The organism is Peribacillus sp. QJM3NY_7, assembly GCF_056173225.1.
The window spans coordinates 2,465,974-2,489,084 of record NZ_CM149663.1; the positions used below are offsets into that span (position 1 = coordinate 2,465,974).

The window sequence follows — 23,111 nt, forward strand, 5'->3', positions numbered from 1 at the left end:
GCGCTACTGGCGCCAAAGTACCTGTCTAGTTAAGGAAGCAAAAGAAAATAGACAACCATTGAAGTATGCATCATAAACATTCACCAAAAGAACGATCAGAAAAAAATGGATATATATGTTGCAAGTTCTTCTTTCTAGGTATGAAGAAAGCTTTACTGAACGGGTTATAGTCAGGGAAAATGAGATTTATTCACAACGGGGGGAATACTTGAATGGCAAGCGAAGAAAAAGAGAAAGAGAAATATAGTGCTAATTCATTGGTTAGGGGCTTGGAAATCATTAAGCTCTTTAATGAAGTACAGCCGAGCTTGTCTCTTTCAGAAATAGCAAAACAACTGGGAGTAAGCAGAACAGTACCATATCGTTTATTATTCACATTACAAAATATTGGTTACTTGTCTCAGGATGAACATACCAAACGTTATAGTTTAACTCCTAAAGTTCTTGAATTGGGGTTCAGCTATTTGAATAGCTTGAAATTCCAGGAAATTGTCCAACCTTATATGGAGACCTTGCGTGATGAAATCGGAGCCTCCTGCCATCTTTCCATTTTGGATGGACAGGAAGTTGTTTATGTTGGAAGTGCCCCGATCAGAGGTGTATCCGCTGTCAATGTGAACATAGGCTTGCGGCTGCCGGCACATGCTTTGGCCAATGGAAAATTACTTTTGGCATATCAACCGAAAGAATTGCTCATGCAAATGTTCAAAATATCGAACCTTACTCCTTATACAGACAAAACTCTCACCGCGCCTGGTGAATTTCAAAAACAGCTGGATTCGATTCGGCAAAATGGTTATTCGATGACAAGCGGGGAATTCCACCCTGGCATCCGTTCGGTTGCCGCCCCGATTTTTGATAGGACTGGGAAAGTATTGGCTGCCTTGAATGTCGTAGCAACAGAGTCTGCTTATCAAGAGGATTTCATCGATAAAATTGCCTTGCCGAAACTGTTGGAAGTTTCTCGTCAGTTATCCGTTTATATGGGATACAGCGGGGTTAAGCCTTATCAACACGAAGATGTCTGAACGATTTAAAATCGATTAATAAGTGAATAGTCTCTTTCGAAAGTGTGGATCTCCCATTAGGGAAATCCACACTTTTTTGTGTTAAGAAAAGCAAATCGTTACAAGTCTATCCCATAGTGATGAACGTTCGGATTATAAAAATAGTTTTAAATATTCTAAAAACTCATTGACAATGAAGCGTTTTCATTTTAGACTTAATTCATAGACAAAACAATGTTTTGCTTATGAAACATAATTCGGTTTAGAAACAACAAATAAGGGAGGAATTTTAAAATGACAAAAGAAACTTTTTCAGTGAAGGATTTTGAAAAAAAATATGTTGCCCGATTGAAAGACCGTACTCTTGATTGGAATGTCTTGAAGTTCCAAGAAGAAATTGATCCCGCTTATAGACGCGCACAGATGAGATATATCGGACGTGGTGCCACTGCCAATAACGATACGAATGTAATTGCAGGTGAACATTTCACTTTAAGTACGATGGTGCTTCCTCCGGGATGTATCGGTCCTTTGCACCTTCATGACGATGTTGAAGAAGTGTTTTTCATTCTTGAGGGTGAAGTCACGGCATTAATTCAAGAGGACAGCTACAGTGAAGTGCATGAAATTAAATTAAGTGCGAGAGACTGCATAAGCAGCCCGCCAGGGGTTTATCGGGGAATTAGGAATGACGGGGATGTAGAGGCGCGCATGCTAGTGATGCTTGGGGCAGTGAAGCCTAACTTACCGACATATCCTGAAGGCAGTGAACTGGAAGAACTTCGTAAACAACGCTCTAAAGAAAGAGAAGCCATCATTAAAGATTGATCATTAAGCCGAAAGGGCACCTGCATTATGAAAATTAATGAGGCGCCCTTTTCGATTAGATTGTTAATATGGCCAATGCGAATATCAAAAGGGCAATCTAAATTATGGGAGGTTAAAAAAATGCTTGGGATTACTCATTTACGGCATATAAGCATGATTACTCCGAATTTCAACGATCAAGCAGAGTTTTATGAAAAGGTTTGGGGTCTGGATAGGGTGGATGTTCCGGAAGAGGAGAATACGGTTTATTTCCGGGGGGCTGGACCGGAACATCATATTCTTAGCCTTCACAGGGGAGAAAAACGAGGATTGCACCATATAGCTTTTGGCATGGTCGATAAAAATGCGGTGGACCGTGCAGCAGGGATATTACAATCGAAGGGCGTTCGAATTATTGAACCGCCTGGATATTTGGATGAAGCAGGTGCCGGTTATGGCCTGCGGTTTATTGATCCGGAAAACCGCGTGATCGAGCTTTCGGCTTGGGTGGAAGTGCAAACGTCTATTTGGAGCAAGAAAAATGTTGATCCAGTGAAATTGAATCATGTTGTAATGAACACGAAGAACTTAGATATGATCGTTGAGTTTTATACGGATGTACTTGGTTTTAAAGTCACTGATTGGAGTGAGCATCAAATGTCATTCCTCCGGTGCAACAGAAAGCATCACTCCATCGCCTTCAATCAAGATGAACATGCGTCAGTCAATCATATCGCATACGAAGTCGATTCCGTGGATGAATTGATGCGAGGAATAAGCAATGTCCGAAAAGCGGGCTTGTCAGAACTTTGGGGACCTGGACGTCATGGGCCGGGAGACAATATTTTCTGTTATTTTCAAGACCCAGGCGGTTTTGTAATGGAGTATACATGTTATCTGGAAACGATCGAAGATGAATCTGAGTGGAGAGCACGTGTATGGAAACGGGTTCCGCATTTAATGGATCAGTGGGGCATTGCAGGGCCGCCGAAACCTGAAGCGCGCAAAGCAATGGGAGGAGATCCCGATCCAGGCTGGGTTGATTCTCATATAGGTGGTTCTGTCATGGCGAAAAAATGAGGAGGAGTTTAATTTCCTCCCATGATTCTTTCGCGTAGTTAGCTTCTTGTTGATTAAAGGACAGCATTTGAGGAAAATGGCTTTGAAAAGGAGTGAAGAGAGTGGATTTAGGATTGCAAGGAAAAGTGGCTGTCATTATGGGCGGCACGTCGGGAGTGGGATTAAAAACAGCAGAAATGTTTTTAGCTGAAGGAGCGAAAGTGGCTATTTGCGGCAGAAGTGCTGAGCGTATGGAAAGTGCACAAAGTCAATTGCTCTCATTTGGTGAAAAGGAAGATATTTTTGCATCAACATGTGATGTCACCTCAAAATCGGATGTGGATTCTTTCATTAATGGTACCGCTGAGAGGTTTGGCGGAATCGATATTTTGGTGAATGCAGCCGGTCAAAGCGTGATGGGACACTTTTTTGACATAACGGATGAGCAGTGGGAAGAACAGATTCAGTTAAAGTTTTTTGCCATCATATATGCCGTTCGTGCTTCGCATCCTCATTTAGTGAAAAGGGGAGGAGGGCGGATCATTAATATTAATGCAACGCTTGCCAAAGAACCTGAACGTCATATGGTAGCAACTGCAGCAGCAAGGGCTGGCCTCCTTAATTTAAGCAAAACCTTGTCCCAGGAATTGGCCTTTGACAATATATTGGTGAATTCAGTGAGTCTTGGATTGATCCGGACCGATCAATGGGAGCGAAGAAGGTTGAAAAATGCGCCTGATATGGACCCTGAAGAGTATTACGGGGACCTAGCGAAAAAACGGAATATCCCTCTCGGCCGCGTAGGGGAAGCGGAAGAAGTGGCCAGTGTCATTGTTTTCCTTGCTTCAGACAAAGCAAGTTATGTAGCGGGTTCGACGATTGAGACGGCAGGAGCGATCGGAAAGGCAATATAAATATATTACTGAAAAAGGTAGGATAACGCGATGAAAATACAAGAAGAAATAGAGTTTACGACCGCCGATTCCATCGTAAAGGAGCTTGTTCAAGCAGGTGTGGAAGCTGCTTTCGGGATTGTCAGCATTCACAATATGCCCATCTATGATGCAATTCTTAGGGAAGGGAGCATCAAACTCATTTGTTCACGCGGTGAGAGCGGTGCCGTAAATATGGCTGATGGATATGCACGCGCCACCGGGAAATTGGGTGTAGTGATTACCAGTACTGGAACAGGGGCAGGAAATGCAGCTGGTTCACTAGTGGAAGCTTGGGCAGCAGGTGTCCCCCTTCTTCATCTAACAGGTGAGGTGGCTTCTTCTTATCTTGGTACAGGCAAAGGATACATACATGAGTGTAAAGACCAGCTTTCAATGATGAGCGGAGCTTGTAAAAATGCAGTGAGGCTTAGAAACCCTGACCAAACCGCAGCAGTAGTAAGGAAGGCAATTCAAGAAGCTTTAACTGCACCAACGGGTCCGGTTACATTGGAAATTCCAATTGACTATCAATCGGTGATCATAGAGGATCTTTCACTCGAAGGGCTACGAACTTCACCCTCTGAAAAAATTTCAATGCCAATTATTCCTGAACTAGCCGTTCAAAAAATGGTAAGCGCAAGCCGACCTGTCATATGGGCCGGTGGTGGAGTCATCAGTGCCAATGCTTCGCAAGAGCTGCAAAAATTGGCGGAAATCCTTGGTGCAGCGGTAATAACCAGTCAGTCAGGAAAAGGTTCGATTCCAGAAAACCATGAACAATGCATCGGACATTTTGCGGCATATGAAACTACAAAAGATTTTTTAAGAAATGCAGATTTATTGATCAGCGTAGGTGTAAGGTTTAGGGGGAATGAAACATCCAACTGGAAAGTGCCGGTGCCACAAGAACATATAGCGATCGATGCGGATTGGCAGGCCATTAACCGGAACTATAAAGCCACGTTAGGTTTGGTTGGCGATGCAAAAGATATGCTTGCTGCCATCATTCAAAAGCTTGAAGAACGTTCAGTTCATGCAGAGCCATCTTATTTACAAGAAGTACTTTCACTTAGAAATGAAGTGCGCGTTCAACTCAGGGAAACGCTTGGACCGTATGAGCAATTTGTAGATGGCATGAGGGAGATATTACCAGAGGATACCATTCTAGTTCGTGATGTGACCGTACAGGCAAATGTTTGGGGTAGCCGTTTATTTGAAATCTATGAACCGAGAACATCGATTCATGCATCAGGCGGCGGAATTGGTCAAGGTCTTCCAACAGCAATCGGTGCCCAAATGGGATGTCAAGATAAAACCGTCGTTCTTATGGCTGGAGATGGTGGGTTTATGGTGAACGTCGGGGAAATGGTTACGGCAGCCGAAGAAAACTTACCAGTTATCATCGTATTGTTCGATGACTCAGGCTATGGAGTTCTTCGCAATATTCAAACAGCCGCATATGGTCGGCAGGTAGCTGTGGACTTATTGAGCCCTGATTTTGTGAAACTGGCTGAGTCCATGCATTTTGATGCAGTGCGTATTGGTTCTGGAGATGAGTTCATATCCGAACTGAAAAAGGCTAAGGAAAGACGTAAACCTTCAATGATCGTCGTTGATATGGAAGCTGTGGGGCCAATGGCCAAACCATTTGGCGGACCACCGGGAGCTGCGGAAGCATTCAAGCCCAAAAAACTATAAGGAGGATTGAGAATGATTTCGACATACCCATTTGTTTCAGGAAAATATCTAGTTAATGGAGAATGGATAGAATTACCGGAAAAAGTCGATGTTGTAAATCCGGCAAATACATCGGAAGTAGTTGGCCAGGTGGCAAAATGCTCTGAAGAAATCGTGAATGGCGCTATTGAAGCGGCAGAAAATGCTTTTGAAACGTGGTCTCGCTCTGATATCGGGGAACGGGCAAACAGGATGAACACTGCGGCAGAAGAACTATCAAAAGTTATCGAGGAAAATGTTACAGTGTTTGTACGTGAGAATGGCAAAACACTTGTTGAAGCTAAAAAGGATTTACTGCGCTGTGTTGAAGTAATGAAGGGCTGTGCAGCAGAGTTACTTGATTGGTGGAAGCCTGAAGTGCTTCCAGGAAAACAAAAAGTCCAAATCCGAAGAAGGGCAAGAGGTGTCACGGCAATAATCACACCGTGGAATTCTCCGATGATATTAACATTTAAAAGGGTCATACCTGCTGTTTTGGCAGGCAATGCCGTTGTCGTAAAACCTGCAACGAATTGTCCCTTAACGATCATGACCTGTTTAAAAGTAGTTGCTGAACATTTTCCTCCAGGAGTCATCAATATAGTCTCAGGATCAGGAAAAGCAATCGGCGACACACTATGTTCCGATTCACGCGTAAGGACATTGGCGTTTGTCGGAAGTACGGAAACCGGGAAAGATATCATGCAGAAATCAGCTGGAAATCTGCAAAAAGTATATATGGAACTTGGCGGCAATGATCCTGCCATCATCTTGGAAGATGCCAATATGGACGAAGCGGCTATCAAACGTTTGAGGATGGGGATTTTACGAGCAGCGGGTCAGGTTTGTTCTGCTGTAAAAAGAGTGTACGTCCAAGAATCACGATATGATGAAGTTGTGGAGAAACTGACCAAAGAGTTCAGCCGGATGGTGATCGGTGATGGAATTCAGCCTGATGTAACCATGGGTCCATTGAATAATAAAGCACAATATGACTTTGTGAATGGCTTGATCGAACGTACCGCTAAGTCAGGAGGAAATATAATCACAACCGGCATTCAGCTGAATCCGGAAACTTGGGATAAAGGTTATTATATGCTTCCTTCCATTATTACTGGCGTCGATCAGCAGAGCGAATTGGTTCGAGTGGAACAATTCGGACCGATCATTCCAATTTTACCTTTCAATGATAACGATGAAGCTGTAAAATTAGCGAATGATAGTGAGTTTGCGCTGCGTGCATCTGTTTGGACCGAGAATGAAGATATCGCTGTCGAAATGGCAGATCGCCTTGAAGCTGGTGCGGTATTCCATAATAATCATACCGTTTTCAGCGACTTGGCCCTGGACTTCCCTGGCTTAAAAGAAAGCGGTGTTTCGCGGGAAACAAGACATTGCGGGTTGGAATTCTTTGCGGACTCATACGGGTTTGCTGATTGAGGAAGGATGAAACTACATGAAGTTAGGTTTAATCGGGTGCGGTAATATCGGAAAATTTCTGCTTCAGGCCATTAATAACGACGGGCTTCTTCCAGGTGGAAGAATCGTTGCGATTTATGCCCGCCGTGAAGAAGTTGCGGCACAATTAGCTGAAGAATTCAGGACACAGCCATATCGTGATGTCGACGAACTCCTTAAATCCGATGTAGATTTAGTCATAGAGGCTGCAACGATAGAAGCAGCTGAAGAGTATGCATTGAAAGTGCTTAAAAGCGGGAAGGATCTCTTGCTAAGCAGCATTGGCGTGATGGCAAATTCCGCCTTTGAAGAACAATCAAACCAGATTTGTAAATTGAATGGCGTGAATATTCTCCTTCCGTCTGGTGCGATTGGAGGTCTAGATGTACTTAAATCGGCAAAAGCGGTGAATGGCCTTGAATCTGTTTGCATCACCACAAGAAAACCGCCAAACGCATTGCCGGCAGGGTCTTCAGTGACAGAAGAAACGGTATTATTTGAAGGAACTGCTGCAGAAGCGATCAAGCTGTTTCCGAGAAACATTAATGTTGCGATTGTGCTGTCTATGGCTGGTCTTGGATCAGAAAAGACGAAAGTAAAAATCATTGCCGATCCAAAAGTGTTAAAAAACAATCACCTGATAGAAGCGTCAGGTTCGTTCGGGAAACTGAAACTGGAAGTGGAAAATGATCCGATGCCAAATAACCCGAAAACGAGTTATCTAGCGGCATTAAGCGTTTTGGCGACTCTGCAAAACAAGGGAAAAAGCGTTCAGATCGGGTAATGCATAATGATGTAAAGCTTGGAAGGGAGAGAAAAAGTATGCTTAAAACTGAAAAATCCTTAGAAGAAATGTCTAAACAGCAAGTTGTTGACTATTTGAACGAAACGGTTAAACCAGAGGAAGGCGTTATACCTGCATACCTCCTTGGAGACCCAAAGGTTTATGATATAGAACATGAAAAAGTGTTTTTGAAAACATGGGTTTTTATCGGTCATGATTCTGAAGTACCGAACAAAGGAGACTTCATGACCCGTGAACTTGCTGGCTACTCGCTCATCATTACTCGTGATGCTGAAGGGGAAATCAGGGCGTTTTATAATATGTGCACCCATCGCGGAATGAAACTATGCCGTGCAGATAAAGGGAACAAGTCATTATTTACTTGCCCCTACCATGGGTTCAATTTTAAAAACACTGGTGAACTCGTAGGAGTGCCATTACAAAAGGATATATATGGGGGTAACCTTGACCGCTCGGAAATGGGCCTTCACAAAGTAAAGCTTGAATCCTATAAAGGTCTTTTATTTGGAACTTGGAATGAAGATGCAGAGCCGCTTGAAGAGTTTCTTGGAGACATTAAATGGTATTTGGATATCCTTGTAGGACGTGCAGAAATGGAAGTAATCGGAGTTCCGCAAAGATTCGTTGTTAATTCCAACTGGAAAGTTGGTTCCGATAACTTTGTTGGTGATTCCTATCACACGATGGTCACACACGGATCCATTGCCAAACTGGGCATGGTGCCCAATGCTACCTATTCAAAGCGCGGTTTTCAAATCCATACGGATAACGGTCATGGACTAAACTTAGGGACTCCTAATCCTGACTTCGCTTTCCCGGAAGAATTGAAAGATGAATTTAAAAATAATTTGTCAGAAGAACAATATGGAGTGTTATCCAACTTAAAGAATATGATTGGGAATGTCTTCCCTAACCTATCATTTTTAATATCCCATACAAAAATCAAAGACCAATTCATCTCCAACACTTCAATAAGGATGTGGCGGCCAATCGGTCACAATAAAATGGAAGTGATTGCTTGGATGCTCGTGGAAAAGAACGCCTCCCAAGATTGGAAAGATAGATCTAGAGATTCATTTATCTTGACCTTTAGTCCATCCGGTATTTTCGAACAGGATGATACGGAAGTTTTTACTGATATCACTGAAGCAGCCCAAGGACCAATGCCTTTCCTAAAGAATCTAACCTACAATTATACAATGGGTCTTCATCGTGAACCAGTTGATTTTATAGGTCCTGGTGTTGCTTACGATGATAAATTCACTGAAGCGAGCCAAAGGAATTTTTACAAGTACTGGCTTGAATTGATGACGAAATGATAAGCGGGAGGGGTAAGGGAAATGAATGTGGAGAAAATGTTGCTCAAATGTCAATTTGAACAGTGGCTGTATGATGAAGCTCAATTACTGGATGATATTGAATTTGATGATTGGTTCGATTTAATGCATTCGAGCTTACGTTATCAAATGCCTGTACGTGTTAATAAAGAAGGGGTGGAACGCCCGGATTATTCAACGGACATGTTTACATTTAATGATGATATTGAGCTGCTTAAACTGCGTGTGGATCGTTTGAAAACGGATTATGCTTGGGCGGAAATACCGCCATCAAGAACACGGCGTTTTGTCTCAAATGTACGTGTTAAAGACTATGTTGAAGGTGAAAAGGCAGTCGTCAAGAGCTACCTGCTCATCTATCGTAGCCGCAGCACGGATATTCAACATGATCTGATTTCGGGGGAACGAAATGATGAATTCATTTTCGAAGAAGGTAAATGGAAACTTTCCAAACGAATATTCATTGTTGATCAATCAACGATAAATACCAGAAATCTTGCTATCTTCGTATAATATTGACTTGGTTAAAAAGAGGAGGCTGGTTACAATGGCAATGGCGTTAAAGGATAAAGTAGTGCTGATTACCGGTGGCAATTCAGGTATCGGGGAGGCTGTCACTAGACGTTTCATACAAGAAGGGGCAAAAGTCAGCATCATCGGCCGCTCGATAGAAACGCTAAAGAAAATGAAAGCGGAATTTGGTGAAGATATTCTCATTAACCAAGGCGATGTAAGCAAATATGAAGACAATGAAAGGGCTGTCCAAGCCACTGTCGAGCAATTTGGAAAACTGGATGTTTTCGTTGCCAATGCAGGAGTCTTTGATGGATTTGCTAAATTTGCCGACGTAACTCCCGATGCACTTTCCGATGCATATGATTTTCTGATCGATATTAATGTTAAAGGATCATTCTTCGGTGCTAAAGCCGCTCTTGAAGAACTGCAAAAATCGAATGGAAATATTATTTTCACCGTATCCGGTGCCAGTTTTTATCCGGATGGCGGCGGGGTGTGGTACACAGCAAGCAAGCATGCCCAAATAGGGCTGATGCGCCAACTTGCCTTTGAACTCGCTCCTAACATCAGGGTGAATGCTGTAGCGCCTGGTGGCACTCTGACCGCATTATCGGTCATACCTCCCCTACGTCCATTCGTTAAAATGGTGGATAATGAAACGAAGGCAAATAGCATAAAAAAAAGAAACCCTCTTCAGCTTGCACAGCTGCCCGAAGATCATGTAGCTGCATATGTCCTATTGGCATCAGACGCAGCGCGTGCTATTACCGGTGAAGTCATCTCCAGTGATGGAGGATTGTCCGTTCGCGGACTGGGTTGAGTTCATAATAATATAAACTATGGGAAGTAGGTTTATTAGTATGGCTGAATCACTATTGGGCAATAGGAATATTAATCAACTCGCATTTGTTGTAAAAGATATTGAAGCTGCTAATCTAGCTTTTACAAGACTGCTGGGCATTAAGAAGGCAGAACCATTTCTAACTGGTGACAGTTCTGTATCGAAAGTCACTTTTAGAGGTGTACCAACGGAATCGCAATCCAAACTGGCTTTCCTGAATACACCGACCGTCCAATTTGAACTAATAGAACCCGATAAAAATCCAGGAACGATGCGTGAGTTCCTGGATGAAGTAGGTGAAGGGATCCACCATATAGCTTTTGATGTGGACTCTATCCAAAAGAGGCTGCCAATCATGGAGAAAAATGGTTACCCAGCTTTGCAAACGGGTGAATTCACTTCAAGTGACGGCCGATATGTATATGTGGATACACTAGATGATCACAAAACGTTAGTTGAACTGCTTGAAAGTGCGGAGCCAAGAGTAACGGCATGGGAAAGACCGGAAAATGACAGCATTCAGCCGCTACTAGGGACTAACAAAGTGGAACAGCTTGCGTTTGTTGTCAAAGACCTTGATGCGGCTGCAGATGCATATAGTAAGTTGTTGGGTGTTGAAAAACCTCCCATCATCCATTCTGGTTCATCCGATATTACAAACGTGATTTACAAAGGGAAGCCCACTGAAGGCAAATCAAAATATATGTTCATCAATACTCCGTTAATTCAAATTGAATTGATCGAGCCGGGCGAATCACCCAGTACGTGGAAAGATCATCTAGAAACATATGGTGAGGGTGTTCACCATATCTCTTTTGTCGTTAAAGACATGGAAGCTAAAATGAAGATGCTGGAAGAAATGGGCTATCCGGTCATACAGACAGGAAACTTTTTTAACGGAAAAGGCCGGTATGCCTATATGGATACAAAAGCGACCTTTAAAGTGATTATTGAATTGCTGGAACGTTACGATGAGTAAACAAGTAACCATTGATCATCAAAAGGTGTATGGATGATTGTCCGGGCAATTGGAACTTACATAATTAGGAATAAGAACCCCAGGGGTCATTCAATCGAAAAACCTAGCCATTTTCCCACCTGATCAGCTGAATAACTACCTAGAAGCGCAACCGTAAAAAGCATACAAGGCAATGGTCGGGAAGGGGACTTCAACCATGGCCTTGTACGGTTCGAATAAAAAAGTGAAGAATTTAACATCAATATGGATCGTATTGACCTTTATTGCTTTTTCTACAAATTTGTCACGAATGGCCTGGATTAACTGTAAGTGCTCGTTGTTTCGTTCCTCATACCAAGATTTATCCACCAATGTAATTCCTCATTACGGGCCGATAAAAAGGATTCGAAAAGAAACCATGATGAATCTGTAGTTTTTTGGAGAAAGTTATTTCTCGAGTTGGAATATAATAAGCGGTGAAATTCGATGTTTGTACGACTTGCCGCTATTCGGTCATTATTATTTATTTCTTGTTGCAGTTTAACTGTTGCCCATACCAGTTTTTTTAACTCCTCCTCCGTAATTCCTTCACAGTCTTTTTGTATAGAATGTTTTTGAGCATTACTGATTTCCAATTCTTGCAGCTAAATTCAATATCCACATTGGATATGACCATCCCTATGGACAGGTTTAACCTGTAGCAAATTTTCCTATTCCAATTTCCCAAAAGCTTTACAAATCGGTGTACGGCTACAATTGATTTGCTGGGCGATATCATCTTCCATTAAACGGTCTCCGGGCAATAATACGCTTCAATGATTGCATTTTTAATAACAAAAATATAGCTTCCCTTAAGGGCTTAGAATAATAATGTTCTACTTAATTTGAATATATAGATAATTATTGGTTTCCATGGCGCTCTTTTCTAAAAATATACAAGTATATTTATTTTAAAAATGAGTGATGTCCATTTCAATGCTTCATACTTTTTATTAATACAATTCAATGGGATGGATGACACAATTACTACTAAAGACGCTTACTAGGCAATCGGACCTTTGGCAAGATAAAAAATTCCAGGTAGCCCTTAAATATGCTGTAACTGGGAAACTGCCTGATACTTTTTGGGAAAAAAGGTGGTCATAGAATAAGCGGAAGCACTAATAGTAGGTTTTGATATCATTTTGCCCTGACGAGTGATGTATATGAAAATTCTTTTTACAGATAACCATGCTAGAAGGGAGATTCATGTTGCTCGTTTACATAAAGATGCTATGATTGAAATCGAAGCTTATTTTAAACGAAAGAGAATATCAGATTGATATTTTCTTTCTTTAATATACATAGAGGAAGCAGGAGGAGTTATTAATGAACTTAGCACAATTTCCCAGGAAACGATATACACCGACATATACACCAGTTGAGAGACTGGATCATTTTTCTGAATTTCTTGGGGGCCCATCCATTTACGTTAAACGAGACGATATGCTTGGTCTGACGGCAGGCGGAAATAAAACAAGGAAACTGGAATTCCTTGTTGCCGATGCATTGGACAAAGGCGCGGATACATTGATTACATGTGGAGGCATTCAATCCAATCATTGCCGCTTGACACTAGCTGCTGCGGTTAAAGAGAAAATGAAATGCATCCTTGTGTTGGAAGAGGGCCTTTCAAATTCTGAACCGGATTTTAACGGTAACTATTTTCTCTACCATTTATTAGGCGCTGAACAAATCAAAGTAGTGCCTAATGGAGCTGACTTAATGCAAGAAATGCAAACAGTGGCTAAAGAGGTGACAGAGAAAGGACATCAACCTTACATCATCCAGGTTGGGGGATCCAATGTCATTGGTGCGACGGGATACGTTGCATGTGCTCAGGAGATCTTGGCCCAGTCCTTTGAGCAAGGAATTGATTTGAAAGCAGTTATTTGTGTAAGCGGCAGTGGAGGAATGCATGCTGGTTTGGTGGCAGGATTTCATGGAAATCACAGTGGAGTATCGGTAATTGGAATAAACGTAAGCAGAGGGAAAGCTGAACAAGAAGAGAAAGTTATTCAGCTTGTTAAGGAAACTTTAACACATATCGGCATTCCGAATTCAATTCCTCGTGAGGCTGTTACGTGTTTTGATGAGTATGTCGGCCCGGGTTATGCTTTGCCTACACCTGAAATGGTGGAAGCAGTCAAGCTAATGGCAAGAACGGAAGGGATACTGCTGGATCCGGTATATACGGGGAAAGCGGCAGCGGGACTCATCGATTTAATACAAAAAGGCACCTTTAAGCCGGAGGATAACATTCTATTTGTTCACTCTGGCGGTGCTTCATCGCTATACGCCAATACGTCTCTCTTTAATTGAAATTTTACGAACCAAATGGTTCTCCGGCACCAGTTGGTTGGTCTAAAGTAATCTTTCAAGTTGATCTCGTTGAATAGAATGATGTTTTGAAAGCATCCTCATCACCTCAAGTTTTTAATAGATCTATTTTAAAACAAGGCTCTTTTCGTAAAGATTGTTGTTTTCAAAACGAAACTATTTAAGGTTGATTGGAGCGGAAGTGCGAGACTCCTGCGGGAGCAGCGGGACAGGTGAGACCCCACAGGCGTTTACGCCGAGGAGGCTCACCGCCCGCCCCGCGGAAAGCGAGCATCTGGAGGGGAAATCAACCACAACTCACTACCTGGTAAATAGCAACAAAGTATGTGAAAACAGCCTAAAACAAAAAAGACTGTAGGGAAAAGTGTTCTATCTAAAAGGTAAGTCAAAGTTGATTGGAGCGGGTGTACGAGACTCCTGCTTAGAAAAGCGCGTCTAGGGAGACCCTACAGGCGAAAGCCGAGGGCGGACCCGCCCGCGGAAAGCGAGTGCCCCACGTTCCAATCAACGTCCAAATTGTACAAGCATAAAAAAGGACAAACTCGATTTTGAGTTTGTCTACAGTCTGAGAGGATTCTACAGTTGTAGAATCCTCCTTTAATGTTACTTTTCGATTAAAGACGTCGTATGATCAAAAACAACTTTTCCATCAACGATCGTTAGTTGTACCTTTGTATTGGGAATTTCTTCTACTGGTATTTCAAAGAGATTTCGTTCCAATACTACGATATCAGCAAGTTTTCCTACTTCTAATGTTCCCAATTCCTTCTCCCTAAAGGAACCATAAGCTGCTCCGGCTGTATAAGCTTTCAATGCTTCGGCAAGTGTGATGCACTCATGTGGATGCCATACCGTTTTTCCGCTGCTGTCGATTCTCGTTACTGCCCGATAGATTTGAAGAAGCGGATCAAGGGTGTCGATTGGGAAGTCCGTTCCGAATGCCAATTTCGCTCCGGCTTCTTGCAGTGTATTAATCGAGAAAACATACTTTTCTCGTTCTGTACCAATCCGCTCGGTATAAACACCTCTTTCAGACATCGCAAAATGATCCGGCTGCATTGAAGCGGTCACGCCTAGCTCTTTGAAACGATGAACATCATCAGGGTGGATCACTTCAATGTGTTCAACGGAATGACGCGAATCTCGTTTACCGTTTGTCTTTTGCGCTTCCTCATAGGCATCTAAAGCAAGGCGAACCGCTCCGTCGCCAATGGCATGAAAACGAATGCTAAAGCCTTCTTTATCAGCATCAGCGACCCATTTTTTGATCGTTTCAGGAGGGAACGATGATTCACCTCGTGTATTCGGTTGATCAGCATAAGGTTCAAGTAAATAAGCGGTACGGGCTGTAATGACGCCATCGATAAATTGTTTAAGTCCTGACACACGAAGTTTATTAGATCGATACGTATCTCGTAATTGTTTGACATGTTCAAGATTGCCATTTAAAGCTGGCCATAAATGAATACGGGCAGTTAAATCTCCATTGTCTTCAAATTCTTTGAAAACATCATAATCATTAAGCATTTCCAATGCTTCTATTGCGAATAAGTCATGGACGGATGTTACTCCTAAACAAGCCGCATGAGTGAGGAAATTCGTGAAAAGTTCTCTCTTTTGTTCTTTTGTAAAATCATAGGCATGGAGGATAACCGCGTCCATTGCTTTTTCGTATAAAAGACCATTAGGTTCTCCATTTTCGTCTTTTCCAATCATTCCATACGAAGGGTTTTCCGTATGACGGGTAATATTAGCGATTTCAAGTGCCTTTGAATTTACCCATGCGTAATGACCTTCGGCGTGAAACATAAGCACCGGACGATCGGGGAGAATGCGATCCAATGAATGCCGATTCGGTAATTGCTGCGTATCCCAATATCCTGCATCCCATGAAGAGCCGATTATCCAAGGATCTTGCGGGCGTGATTCGGCAAATTCACGAATCATTTCCAACGCTTCTTCTTCTGAACGGGCTGGGAATAAATTGGCACTATTCATCGAAACAGCGCCATCCATCATGTGAAGATGGAAATCATGAAAACCCGGTAGAATTAATTGGTCAGTAAATTGATGGATTTTGGTATTCGCGCCTGAATAAGGTTTAACCTCCTCTTCAGAACCAACCGCAATGATTTTATTGTCTTTAATCGCAATTGAGGCGGGCTCCGGTTGATCAGAAAGTCCTGTAAATACTGCATTACTTGAAATAATTACATCAGCTGGTTGTTGATTCATTATCTATCATTCCTTTCAATTCTATAGAATAGCTTAATATTATTAAGCTTGTTCAATGGCAAGCTCAGGAGGCGGCTGTCTAAACATTTTTGTAAGGTTAAGGAGGTACACAAATCCGATCGCAAACCATGTTCCTCCCAGTATTAACGAATAGATGTCTAACTTTATCCAAAAGAAACCTGTAAGAGAAGCTCCAATTAACGGAATGATAAGGTACCGAATGGTCCCCATTAAAGAACGCTGCTTTTTTCGGAAATAATAGTGAGCGATAACCGAAAGATTAACGAAAGTAAAAGCGAATAATGCACCAAAATTTATAAGAGATACGGCAGTCGTAAGGCTTAAGAAAAGTGCGCTTAGAGCAACGCCTCCTATAATTAATATGTTGAAGACAGGTGTACGATATTTAGGAGAAAGATATCCAAATATTTTGGCAGGAAGTACACGTTCACGTCCCATTGCAAATAAAATACGTGAAGCACTTGTTCCTGACGCAATGGCTGATGAAAAACTTGACATGATTCCTTCAGCAAGCATATAACTTATCAAAAAGTTCCCCCCGATATACATTGCAATTTCCATATAGGCAGCTTCCGGGGCTTTAAATGATTGGTAGTCAGGCCAGACAAGCTGTAAAAAGTACGAACCGATAAAATAATATAATCCACCAATGATTGTTACAAGATAAATGGCCCTAGGTATGGATTTTCGCGGGTTTTTCGTTTCTTCAGAAAGAGTTGTTACTGCATCAAACCCTAAAAAGGAAAAGCATAAAATAGGGATTATGGACATGAAGCCCGGCATATTTATATTTGAATCAATAAACGGGAGGATCGAAAAAAGCGTCCCTGCACCTTGACCATTTAAAAGCCCCTTTATTGAAAAAATGGTGAACAACGCAAGTGTTCCGAATTGCAAGAATAGAAGCCCCATATTAAGCTTAGCCGCTACCTTAATTCCGAGAATATTTATAATCGTAACCGTGACGATAAAGAGAATAATCCAGACGTACATAGGAATTATAGGGAAATAGGCTTTCATTGCAATGCCTAACAATAGAGCACTGATCATTGGGCTGAACATATAATCCAGTATGATGGTCCAACCTACGAGAAAACCAATGTGAGGACTTAGGGATTTTTGGGTAAACGTATAGGCTGCACCCGCATTCGGAAAGGCTTTGACCATTTGCGCATAGCTGTAGGCTGTAAATAGCATAACGATAAAGGCAACGATATAAGCAGTAGTGATCATCCCGTTCGTGCTATGAACAGCAACTCCATATGTTGAAAACAAAGTAGTTGGGGCCATAAAGGCCAAACCAAAAAACACAACATATTTTAATGGAAGTGAACGTTTAAGAGTTGGTGAGTTTGAATTATTCATATATCAGTCCCCCTATTTAAATGGCTGCATCATAGTCATTCTTTATTCCAATACCATACTGATTCTTCGGTTTTATTTCCATAGAATGGTCAGTATCCGTTTGTTTAAATTTCTCAAAAATAATAAGTACCATATAAAGTAAAACGTTTGTTGACAAAGATGTACATCCGCTGTTTGATCATCTTTTTCCGAATCGTTTACTTATCTTACTAAAGTGCCGGCATAATCATAAACTACTTGACCGTCAACTATTGTTAACAGTACCTTTATATCTGGTATTTCTTCCACGAGCACTTCAAAGAGATTTCGTTCCAAGACGATAATATCAGCAAGTTTACCTGCTTCCAATGTCCCTAATTCCTGCTCTCTAAATGTACCGTAGGCTGGGCCACTGGTATAAGCTTTCAATGCTTCGGAAAGTGTGATGCACTCATGTGGATGCCATACCGTTTTTCCGCTGCTGTCGATTCTCGTTACCGCACGATAAATTTGGAGGAGCGGATTCAAAATATCAATTGGGAAGTCCGTTCCAAAAGCCAGTTTCGCACCGGTTTTTTGCAAAGTATTAATCGAGAAGACATACTTTTCTCGTTCAGCACCAACTTGTTCGGTGTAAACACCTCTTTCAGACATCGCTAAGTGATCTGGCTGCATTGAGACCGTAACACCCAGTTCACTAAAACGATGAATATCATCTGGATGAATAACTTCAATGTGTTCGACGGAATGTCGTGAATCTCGTTTACCATTTGTCTTTTGCGCTTCCTCATAGGCATCTAAGGCAAGACGGATTGCTCCATCTCCAATCGCATGAAAACGAATGCTGAAGCCCTCTTTATCTGCAGCAACGACCCATTTTTTGATCGTTTCAGGAGGGAAAGACGTCTCACCGCGTGTTTCTGGTTGATCCGCATAAGGCTCGAGTAGATAAGCTGTACGGGCGGTAATGACACCATCGATAAATTGTTTAAGTCCCGACACACGGAGTTTATCCGATTGATATGTCTCTCGCAATTGTTTGGAGTGCCCAAGATCGCCATTTAATGCAGGCCATAAATGAATCCGCGTTGTTAATTTACCGTTGTCTTCGAATTCTTTGAAAACATCTAGTGATTCGATTGTCTTTAAACCATGTAAGTCATTGACAGCGGTCACCCCTAAGCTTGCTGCGTGTGCCAAGAAATTGGAGAAGATTTCATTTTTTTGTGAATTTGAAAAATTAAATGCATGGCGGATAACCGCATCCATTGCTTTTTCATATAAAATACCATTGGGTTCTCCACTTTCATCTTTTCCTATAATGCCATAGAAAGGATTTTCCGAATGACGAGTAATATTAGCAATCTCCAAAGCTTTCGTATTCACCCATGCATAATGGCCTTCAGCGTGAAACATGAGTGCCGGAAGGTCTGGAAGAATATGATCCAATGAATGGCGAGTCGGTAATTGTTGTGTATCCCAATAACCTGCATCCCAAGTAAATCCGATTACCCATTGATTTTCCGGTTTTGATTCGGCGAATTCGCCAATCATTTCCAGCGCTTCATCTTCTGAGCGAGCGGCGAACAGATTGACACTATTGAGGGCAACGGCACCTTGCATGATATGAAGGTGGAAATCATGGAATCCCGGCATAATTAATTGGTCTTTAAACTGATAGATTTTCGTGTGCTCACCTGCGTAGTGTTTAATTTCTTCCTCAGTACCAATCGCAACAATTTTGTTGTCCTTAATTGCAATGGAGGCGGGTTCAGGTTGGTCGGAAAGACCTGTAAATACAGTATTACTTGATATAATTACGTCAGCTACTTGTTGACTCATCATCAATCATTCCCTTCTTTTTTAGCTTTATTATTAAGCTTCCTCAAAGGCAAGCTCAGGAGGCGGCTGCCTAAACATTTTCGTTAAGTTTAATAGATAAATAAATCCGATAAGAAGCCAAGTTCCACCTAGTATTAGTGAATGTTTATCTAGATTTATGAAAAACAATCCAATTAGTGCTGCACCAGTAAGCGGGATAATCAAATATTGAATCGTTCCTTTAAAAGATCTCTGTTTCTTTTGAAAAAAATAGTAAGAAACAACTGAAAGATTCACAAAGAAAAAGGCAAATAACGCACCAAAACTAATAAGTGATACAGCTGTTGTTAGATTTAAGAAAAGAGCGCTTAATGCAATCCCGCCAATGAGTAAAATATTGAACATAGGTGTCCGGTATTTCGGTGATAGATAGCCGAAGATTTTTTTCGGTAATACATTTTCCCTTCCCATCGCATACAAAATACGAGAGGCGCTCGTTCCTGATGCCACGGCTGAAGCTGTGGTGGAAGTTAGCCCCACTGCCACAAAGAAGCTCACAAAAATGTTTCCGCCGATATACATCGCGATCTCTAAATAGGCGGATTCAGGGCTAGTGAAAGAATGGAACTCCGGAAAAATTAGTTGTGCAAAATAAGAACTTGTGATAAATAAAAATCCGCCAATCATCGTTATGAAATAGATCGCTTTTGGCAACGTTCTCGTAGGATCCTTCGTCTCCTCTGACAGAGTAGTTACTGCATCAAATCCTAAAAAGCTAAAACAAAGAATTGGGATAACAGATAGTAGAGCCGGTGAGCTAATTTCAGGATCATAAAAGGGAACGGTGGAAAATAATGTCCCTGTTCCTTTTCCTTCAAGAAGACCTTTAATGGACAAAATAAAAAATAGTGCAAACAATAAAAATTGCAAGAAAAGCATATACGTATTAAGTTTCGCTGCTAATTTAATGCCAAGGATGTTGACAGCAGTAATAATCACAATAAATAAAATGATCCAAACAAACATCGGAATGGATGGAAAATAAGCTTTCAATGAAATTCCGACGATTAGGGCGCTGATCATCGGGCTAAATATATAATCAATGATGATTGTCCAACCAACGATAAACCCTATATGTGGACTTATAGATTTTTGCGTAAACGTATATGCGGCTCCTACTTTTGGGAACGCTTTCACTAATTGGGCATAGCTATAAGCTGTAAATAACATGACAACTAAAGCAATGGCATAAGCCGTTGGCATCATCCCGCTGGTGCTGTCTACAGCAACCCCATAAGTTGAGAAAAACGTTTTTGGAGCCATGAAAGCCAATCCGAAAAAGACGACATACTTCAAAGTAAGAGTACGTTGAAGAGTTGGTGAATTCGTATTTTCCATTAATCAATCCTCCTTGTGAATTTTTTTACTAACGATCGTACAATTCATTAATGTGCACATAGTGAATAAGCGGATTATTTAATTTAAAATTCCGTAAATTCAGTCAATTGAAAGGTTATTTGTCTGGATTTATTTAAGGATAACCAATATAAATAGTAACTACTTGTGAACGGATACAACTTGAGCTCTGACTGAATGCTTTTAACCATTTTTTATAATTGCCTGTCCTCCAATCGGCCGCACAGAGGAGTTGGTAAAGAAGAGTAGCATAATGCAAGGAACAACATGGCCTTGTCTTTTTGATGTCACACTTTTTAATAAAAGGTATCACTCCTTAGAACAAAATGATTTTTCAAAATAATGGTTTGCTGTTTTCATTTAGGAATGCATCACTCCATTCATTATGTATAAATCCATTATAATGTATAAATCCATTATAAAGTCTCGTCTAACACGAGAGTAAACAGTTGCGATACAAAAAAACAGCCTTCGAAATGATAATGCTTTCATTTCGAAGGCTGTTCACTTGTTACTTTTTCGTGAATCGGAATTTGTATTTCATAATAAGCTTCATCATATTGATCGGTCAGAGAAACGTCAACCTGCATAATTCGAAAGGCGTCACCGGTAATAATAAAGTCATGAGTATCGCAATAATGGAGTAGCTTTTTGAGCTGGGTTAGCATTTTCTCCCTTGTAAGTCCTCCATAATAGGAACATAAAAATAGCCCTTTTTCAATTTTTTTGGTTGGTTGTTCTGACTCCTCACCCTGAACAAGAATGAATGATTGAGATTGATAGTCACTTAGGTTAGCGGAAAAGTCAGATGATTGACGAATTTCATCAAGATACTCTTTCTTGATGAAATCTCCAAATTTATTGCTGGCCAAAGCAGGAATGATTCCACCAATCTTGTTTTCGAGCTCCAAATATCCAAAATAAAGATTTTCTGTATCCGTCCAACTTACCGATCTGGCTAGCTGGATGTATTCCCGTTCTTCAAATTGTTTTATCACGATATCCGAATTGCTGTAACTGTTTGTGAAATGTTCAATATTGTATAATCGTGTCATCAAAATATTATGGATACCTTGCAATTTCTTAATTTCTTCCTGTATATTAGCCATTGATTTTTGAAGTGATTGAACCGACTTTTTGACATTGCGATCCGTAAGAAACTGCTTGATTTCTTCTAAGGAAAACCCGATGCTCCTTAACTCTTTGATCGTTCCGAGAACCTCATACTGGGAAATGGAGTAATAACGATAGCCAGTTTCGGGGTCAATATGAAAAGGCTTTAGCAATCCAATTTTATCGTAATGACGCAATGTATCTACGGTTACACCTCGCAACTTCGCCATTTCTCCTATACTAAGCTTGTTTTGCATGGCTTTTCTCCTAACCAACACTGAATTTATATATATTAATAACATGATTTCTCCCTATTATAAAGTAGTGATTCCTGTTGTGTATAGCTAGTGGCACGAATATTTGTAGAGCACCGCATTCATAAAATTGCAGTCACACGTCCAGTATTCGATTTAATCAGGGTTAACCATTTCAGCTCTTGAAGTGGGTATACTTTTTTGGACTTAAAGGATTAAAATGCAGAAGAGGTAGTACAGTTCAACAGTTTTTCTTGAAAACTTGTAACCAAAACTTCCAAGCGGAAAGTACAAAGCAAAAGCAATGGTTTTCCCAATTAGAAAGGATATTATTTACTGGATGTTTAATGAGGAATTTGTAATGAGGGAACATATGTTTTATAATGTATTTTAAGTAATTATCCATCGAAATAGGGGAGGTATTATATGTATATTTCAATTTCAGATTTTATTAAAGAATGGAATAAAGAAGCCATACTCACTCAAAATGTCTTGGATAGTTTGACTGATGAATCCTTAGAACAACAAGTTTATCCTGAAGGTCGCACTTTAGGAAGGATTGTGTGGCATTTCACCACGAATATTCCAGATTATCTAGCTCATTTCGGGTTAAAGATAGACCGGATAGAAAGTTCGGAAAACGTTCCATCTTCAGCCAGGGAAATTGCCATCACTTTTAAAAATGCAAGTTCTCATGCAGCCAAAATTATTGAACAACAATGGACAGACGAATCCCTGGGACAAATACAAGAAGCGTTCGGAAGACAGGAAACAAATGCTTCCATCCTTATGGGGCTAATCAAGCATATTGTTCATCATCGCGGACAAGTTACGGTTCTGATGCGTCAAGCAGGAATTAAACCTTTTGGGGTTTATGGACCTCCAAAAGAAGATTGGATTCATTTGGGTGTGGAAAATCCTCCGCTTTAAGGACTGATGTATGCTTCAGTTAGGATCTTCTACATACCGGGACATTGGCGAATAATTAAATCCAGTACTCCATTTTATGACTGAGTTAATAATATGTTTTAGCATCCTTTGAGGGGTGCTTTTTTATTTTGCGAAAGAAGGGTTTAAATGAAATCAGCA

The 23,111-nt window shown here is 41.1% G+C and carries 20 protein-coding genes; 13 read left to right on the forward strand and 7 right to left on the reverse strand.

Annotation, left to right across the window (positions count from 1 at the left end; genetic code table 11):
* Positions 1-212: 212 nt before the first annotated feature.
* The 11 genes from AC0VX1_RS11775 to AC0VX1_RS11825 all read left to right on the forward strand — a co-directional run bounded on the left by AC0VX1_RS11775 (position 213) and on the right by AC0VX1_RS11825 (position 11,460).
* Complete coding sequence (locus AC0VX1_RS11775) at positions 213-1,028, forward strand: IclR family transcriptional regulator (RefSeq protein ID WP_048678846.1); 816 nt, start codon at positions 213-215, stop codon at positions 1,026-1,028.
* A 273-nt stretch (positions 1,029-1,301) separates the two neighbouring features.
* Complete coding sequence (locus AC0VX1_RS11780; protein ID WP_034312308.1) at positions 1,302-1,835, forward strand: cupin domain-containing protein; 534 nt, start codon at positions 1,302-1,304, stop codon at positions 1,833-1,835.
* Between the two features lie 120 nt (positions 1,836-1,955).
* Positions 1,956-2,894, forward strand: a complete 939-nt coding sequence (locus tag AC0VX1_RS11785) for a VOC family protein (RefSeq protein ID WP_475471350.1) — start codon at positions 1,956-1,958, stop codon at positions 2,892-2,894.
* A 101-nt stretch (positions 2,895-2,995) separates the two neighbouring features.
* The gene (locus tag AC0VX1_RS11790; protein WP_055348419.1) at positions 2,996-3,787 is read left to right on the forward strand and encodes an SDR family oxidoreductase; all 792 of its coding nucleotides are present in this window, start codon (positions 2,996-2,998) and stop codon (positions 3,785-3,787) included.
* 30 nt (positions 3,788-3,817) lie between these two features.
* Positions 3,818-5,506, forward strand: coding sequence for a thiamine pyrophosphate-binding protein (locus AC0VX1_RS11795; protein WP_475471352.1), 1,689 nt, complete (start codon positions 3,818-3,820; stop codon positions 5,504-5,506).
* Between the two features lie 12 nt (positions 5,507-5,518).
* Positions 5,519-6,964, forward strand: a complete 1,446-nt coding sequence (locus AC0VX1_RS11800) for an aldehyde dehydrogenase family protein (RefSeq protein WP_413008308.1) — start codon at positions 5,519-5,521, stop codon at positions 6,962-6,964.
* Between the two features lie 16 nt (positions 6,965-6,980).
* Entirely contained in the window at positions 6,981-7,766 is a 786-nt protein-coding gene (gene nadX, locus AC0VX1_RS11805) for an aspartate dehydrogenase (protein WP_475471354.1), read from the forward strand.
* 38 nt (positions 7,767-7,804) lie between these two features.
* Complete coding sequence (locus AC0VX1_RS11810) at positions 7,805-9,106, forward strand: aromatic ring-hydroxylating oxygenase subunit alpha (protein ID WP_095393928.1); 1,302 nt, start codon at positions 7,805-7,807, stop codon at positions 9,104-9,106.
* Between the two features lie 21 nt (positions 9,107-9,127).
* Positions 9,128-9,637: an aromatic-ring-hydroxylating dioxygenase subunit beta gene (locus AC0VX1_RS11815; RefSeq protein ID WP_034312295.1), complete on the forward strand. Its 510-nt coding sequence runs from the start codon at positions 9,128-9,130 to the stop codon at positions 9,635-9,637.
* Positions 9,638-9,671: 34 nt separating this feature from the next.
* Positions 9,672-10,460 carry an SDR family NAD(P)-dependent oxidoreductase gene (locus AC0VX1_RS11820; protein ID WP_235568314.1) on the forward strand — a complete coding sequence of 263 codons (789 nt, stop codon included), beginning with the start codon at positions 9,672-9,674 and terminating at the stop codon, positions 10,458-10,460.
* A gap of 40 nt (positions 10,461-10,500) precedes the next feature.
* Positions 10,501-11,460, forward strand: coding sequence for a VOC family protein (locus tag AC0VX1_RS11825; RefSeq protein ID WP_475471357.1), 960 nt, complete (start codon positions 10,501-10,503; stop codon positions 11,458-11,460).
* Positions 11,461-11,595: 135 nt separating this feature from the next.
* Here AC0VX1_RS11825 and AC0VX1_RS11830 read toward each other — a convergent pair whose 3' ends face one another.
* Together AC0VX1_RS11830 and AC0VX1_RS11835 are read right to left on the reverse strand one after the other, a co-directional pair.
* The gene (locus AC0VX1_RS11830; RefSeq protein WP_413008649.1) at positions 11,596-11,811 is read right to left on the reverse strand and encodes a hypothetical protein; all 216 of its coding nucleotides are present in this window, start codon (positions 11,809-11,811) and stop codon (positions 11,596-11,598) included.
* Positions 11,760-12,074: an FCD domain-containing protein gene (locus tag AC0VX1_RS11835; protein ID WP_413008315.1), complete on the reverse strand. Its 315-nt coding sequence runs from the start codon at positions 12,072-12,074 to the stop codon at positions 11,760-11,762. The genes AC0VX1_RS11830 and AC0VX1_RS11835 overlap by 52 nt, the downstream gene beginning before the upstream one ends.
* A 733-nt stretch (positions 12,075-12,807) precedes the next feature.
* Here AC0VX1_RS11835 and cuyA point away from each other — a divergent pair.
* On the forward strand, positions 12,808-13,800 hold the full coding sequence (gene cuyA / locus AC0VX1_RS11840; protein WP_475471360.1) for a D-cysteate sulfo-lyase: 993 nt from the start codon (positions 12,808-12,810) through the stop codon (positions 13,798-13,800).
* A 621-nt stretch (positions 13,801-14,421) separates the two neighbouring features.
* Here cuyA and AC0VX1_RS11845 read toward each other — a convergent pair.
* The 5 genes from AC0VX1_RS11845 to AC0VX1_RS11865 form a co-directional block, all read right to left on the reverse strand.
* Positions 14,422-16,053 carry an amidohydrolase gene (locus AC0VX1_RS11845; protein WP_475471362.1) on the reverse strand — a complete coding sequence of 544 codons (1,632 nt, stop codon included), beginning with the start codon at positions 16,051-16,053 and terminating at the stop codon, positions 14,422-14,424.
* A gap of 42 nt (positions 16,054-16,095) precedes the next feature.
* Positions 16,096-17,439, reverse strand: a complete 1,344-nt coding sequence (locus tag AC0VX1_RS11850; protein WP_413021089.1) for an APC family permease — start codon at positions 17,437-17,439, stop codon at positions 16,096-16,098.
* A gap of 201 nt (positions 17,440-17,640) precedes the next feature.
* Positions 17,641-19,260, reverse strand: coding sequence for an amidohydrolase (locus tag AC0VX1_RS11855; protein ID WP_475471364.1), 1,620 nt, complete (start codon positions 19,258-19,260; stop codon positions 17,641-17,643).
* 33 nt (positions 19,261-19,293) lie between these two features.
* On the reverse strand, positions 19,294-20,637 hold the full coding sequence (locus AC0VX1_RS11860) for an APC family permease (protein ID WP_475471366.1): 1,344 nt from the start codon (positions 20,635-20,637) through the stop codon (positions 19,294-19,296).
* Positions 20,638-21,143: 506 nt separating this feature from the next.
* Complete coding sequence (locus tag AC0VX1_RS11865) at positions 21,144-22,025, reverse strand: MerR family transcriptional regulator (RefSeq protein WP_413021092.1); 882 nt, start codon at positions 22,023-22,025, stop codon at positions 21,144-21,146.
* 423 nt (positions 22,026-22,448) lie between these two features.
* On the opposite strand from AC0VX1_RS11865, the gene AC0VX1_RS11870 reads away from it, so the two are divergent.
* Positions 22,449-22,952 carry a DinB family protein gene (locus AC0VX1_RS11870; protein WP_475471368.1) on the forward strand — a complete coding sequence of 168 codons (504 nt, stop codon included), beginning with the start codon at positions 22,449-22,451 and terminating at the stop codon, positions 22,950-22,952.
* Positions 22,953-23,111: the final 159 nt, after the last annotated feature.

What these genes read in the sequence shown, in the direction of transcription:
- AC0VX1_RS11870 (WP_475471368.1), top strand. Translation starts at nt 22,449, where the DNA reads ATGTATATTTCAATTTCAGATTTTATTAAAGAATGGAATAAAGAAGCC.
- AC0VX1_RS11820 (WP_235568314.1), top strand. Translation starts at nt 9,672, where the DNA reads ATGGCAATGGCGTTAAAGGATAAAGTAGTGCTGATTACCGGTGGCAAT.
- AC0VX1_RS11810 (WP_095393928.1), top strand. Translation starts at nt 7,805, where the DNA reads ATGCTTAAAACTGAAAAATCCTTAGAAGAAATGTCTAAACAGCAAGTT.
- AC0VX1_RS11775 (WP_048678846.1), top strand. Translation starts at nt 213, where the DNA reads ATGGCAAGCGAAGAAAAAGAGAAAGAGAAATATAGTGCTAATTCATTG.
- AC0VX1_RS11865 (WP_413021092.1), bottom strand. Translation starts at nt 22,025, where the DNA reads ATGCAAAACAAGCTTAGTATAGGAGAAATGGCGAAGTTGCGAGGTGTA.
- AC0VX1_RS11845 (WP_475471362.1), bottom strand. Translation starts at nt 16,053, where the DNA reads ATGAATCAACAACCAGCTGATGTAATTATTTCAAGTAATGCAGTATTT.
- AC0VX1_RS11795 (WP_475471352.1), top strand. Translation starts at nt 3,818, where the DNA reads ATGAAAATACAAGAAGAAATAGAGTTTACGACCGCCGATTCCATCGTA.
- nadX (WP_475471354.1), top strand. Translation starts at nt 6,981, where the DNA reads ATGAAGTTAGGTTTAATCGGGTGCGGTAATATCGGAAAATTTCTGCTT.
- AC0VX1_RS11860 (WP_475471366.1), bottom strand. Translation starts at nt 20,637, where the DNA reads ATGGAAAATACGAATTCACCAACTCTTCAACGTACTCTTACTTTGAAG.
- AC0VX1_RS11785 (WP_475471350.1), top strand. Translation starts at nt 1,956, where the DNA reads ATGCTTGGGATTACTCATTTACGGCATATAAGCATGATTACTCCGAAT.
- AC0VX1_RS11825 (WP_475471357.1), top strand. Translation starts at nt 10,501, where the DNA reads ATGGCTGAATCACTATTGGGCAATAGGAATATTAATCAACTCGCATTT.
- AC0VX1_RS11780 (WP_034312308.1), top strand. Translation starts at nt 1,302, where the DNA reads ATGACAAAAGAAACTTTTTCAGTGAAGGATTTTGAAAAAAAATATGTT.
- AC0VX1_RS11855 (WP_475471364.1), bottom strand. Translation starts at nt 19,260, where the DNA reads ATGAGTCAACAAGTAGCTGACGTAATTATATCAAGTAATACTGTATTT.
- cuyA (WP_475471360.1), top strand. Translation starts at nt 12,808, where the DNA reads ATGAACTTAGCACAATTTCCCAGGAAACGATATACACCGACATATACA.
- AC0VX1_RS11815 (WP_034312295.1), top strand. Translation starts at nt 9,128, where the DNA reads ATGAATGTGGAGAAAATGTTGCTCAAATGTCAATTTGAACAGTGGCTG.
- AC0VX1_RS11850 (WP_413021089.1), bottom strand. Translation starts at nt 17,439, where the DNA reads ATGAATAATTCAAACTCACCAACTCTTAAACGTTCACTTCCATTAAAA.
- AC0VX1_RS11800 (WP_413008308.1), top strand. Translation starts at nt 5,519, where the DNA reads ATGATTTCGACATACCCATTTGTTTCAGGAAAATATCTAGTTAATGGA.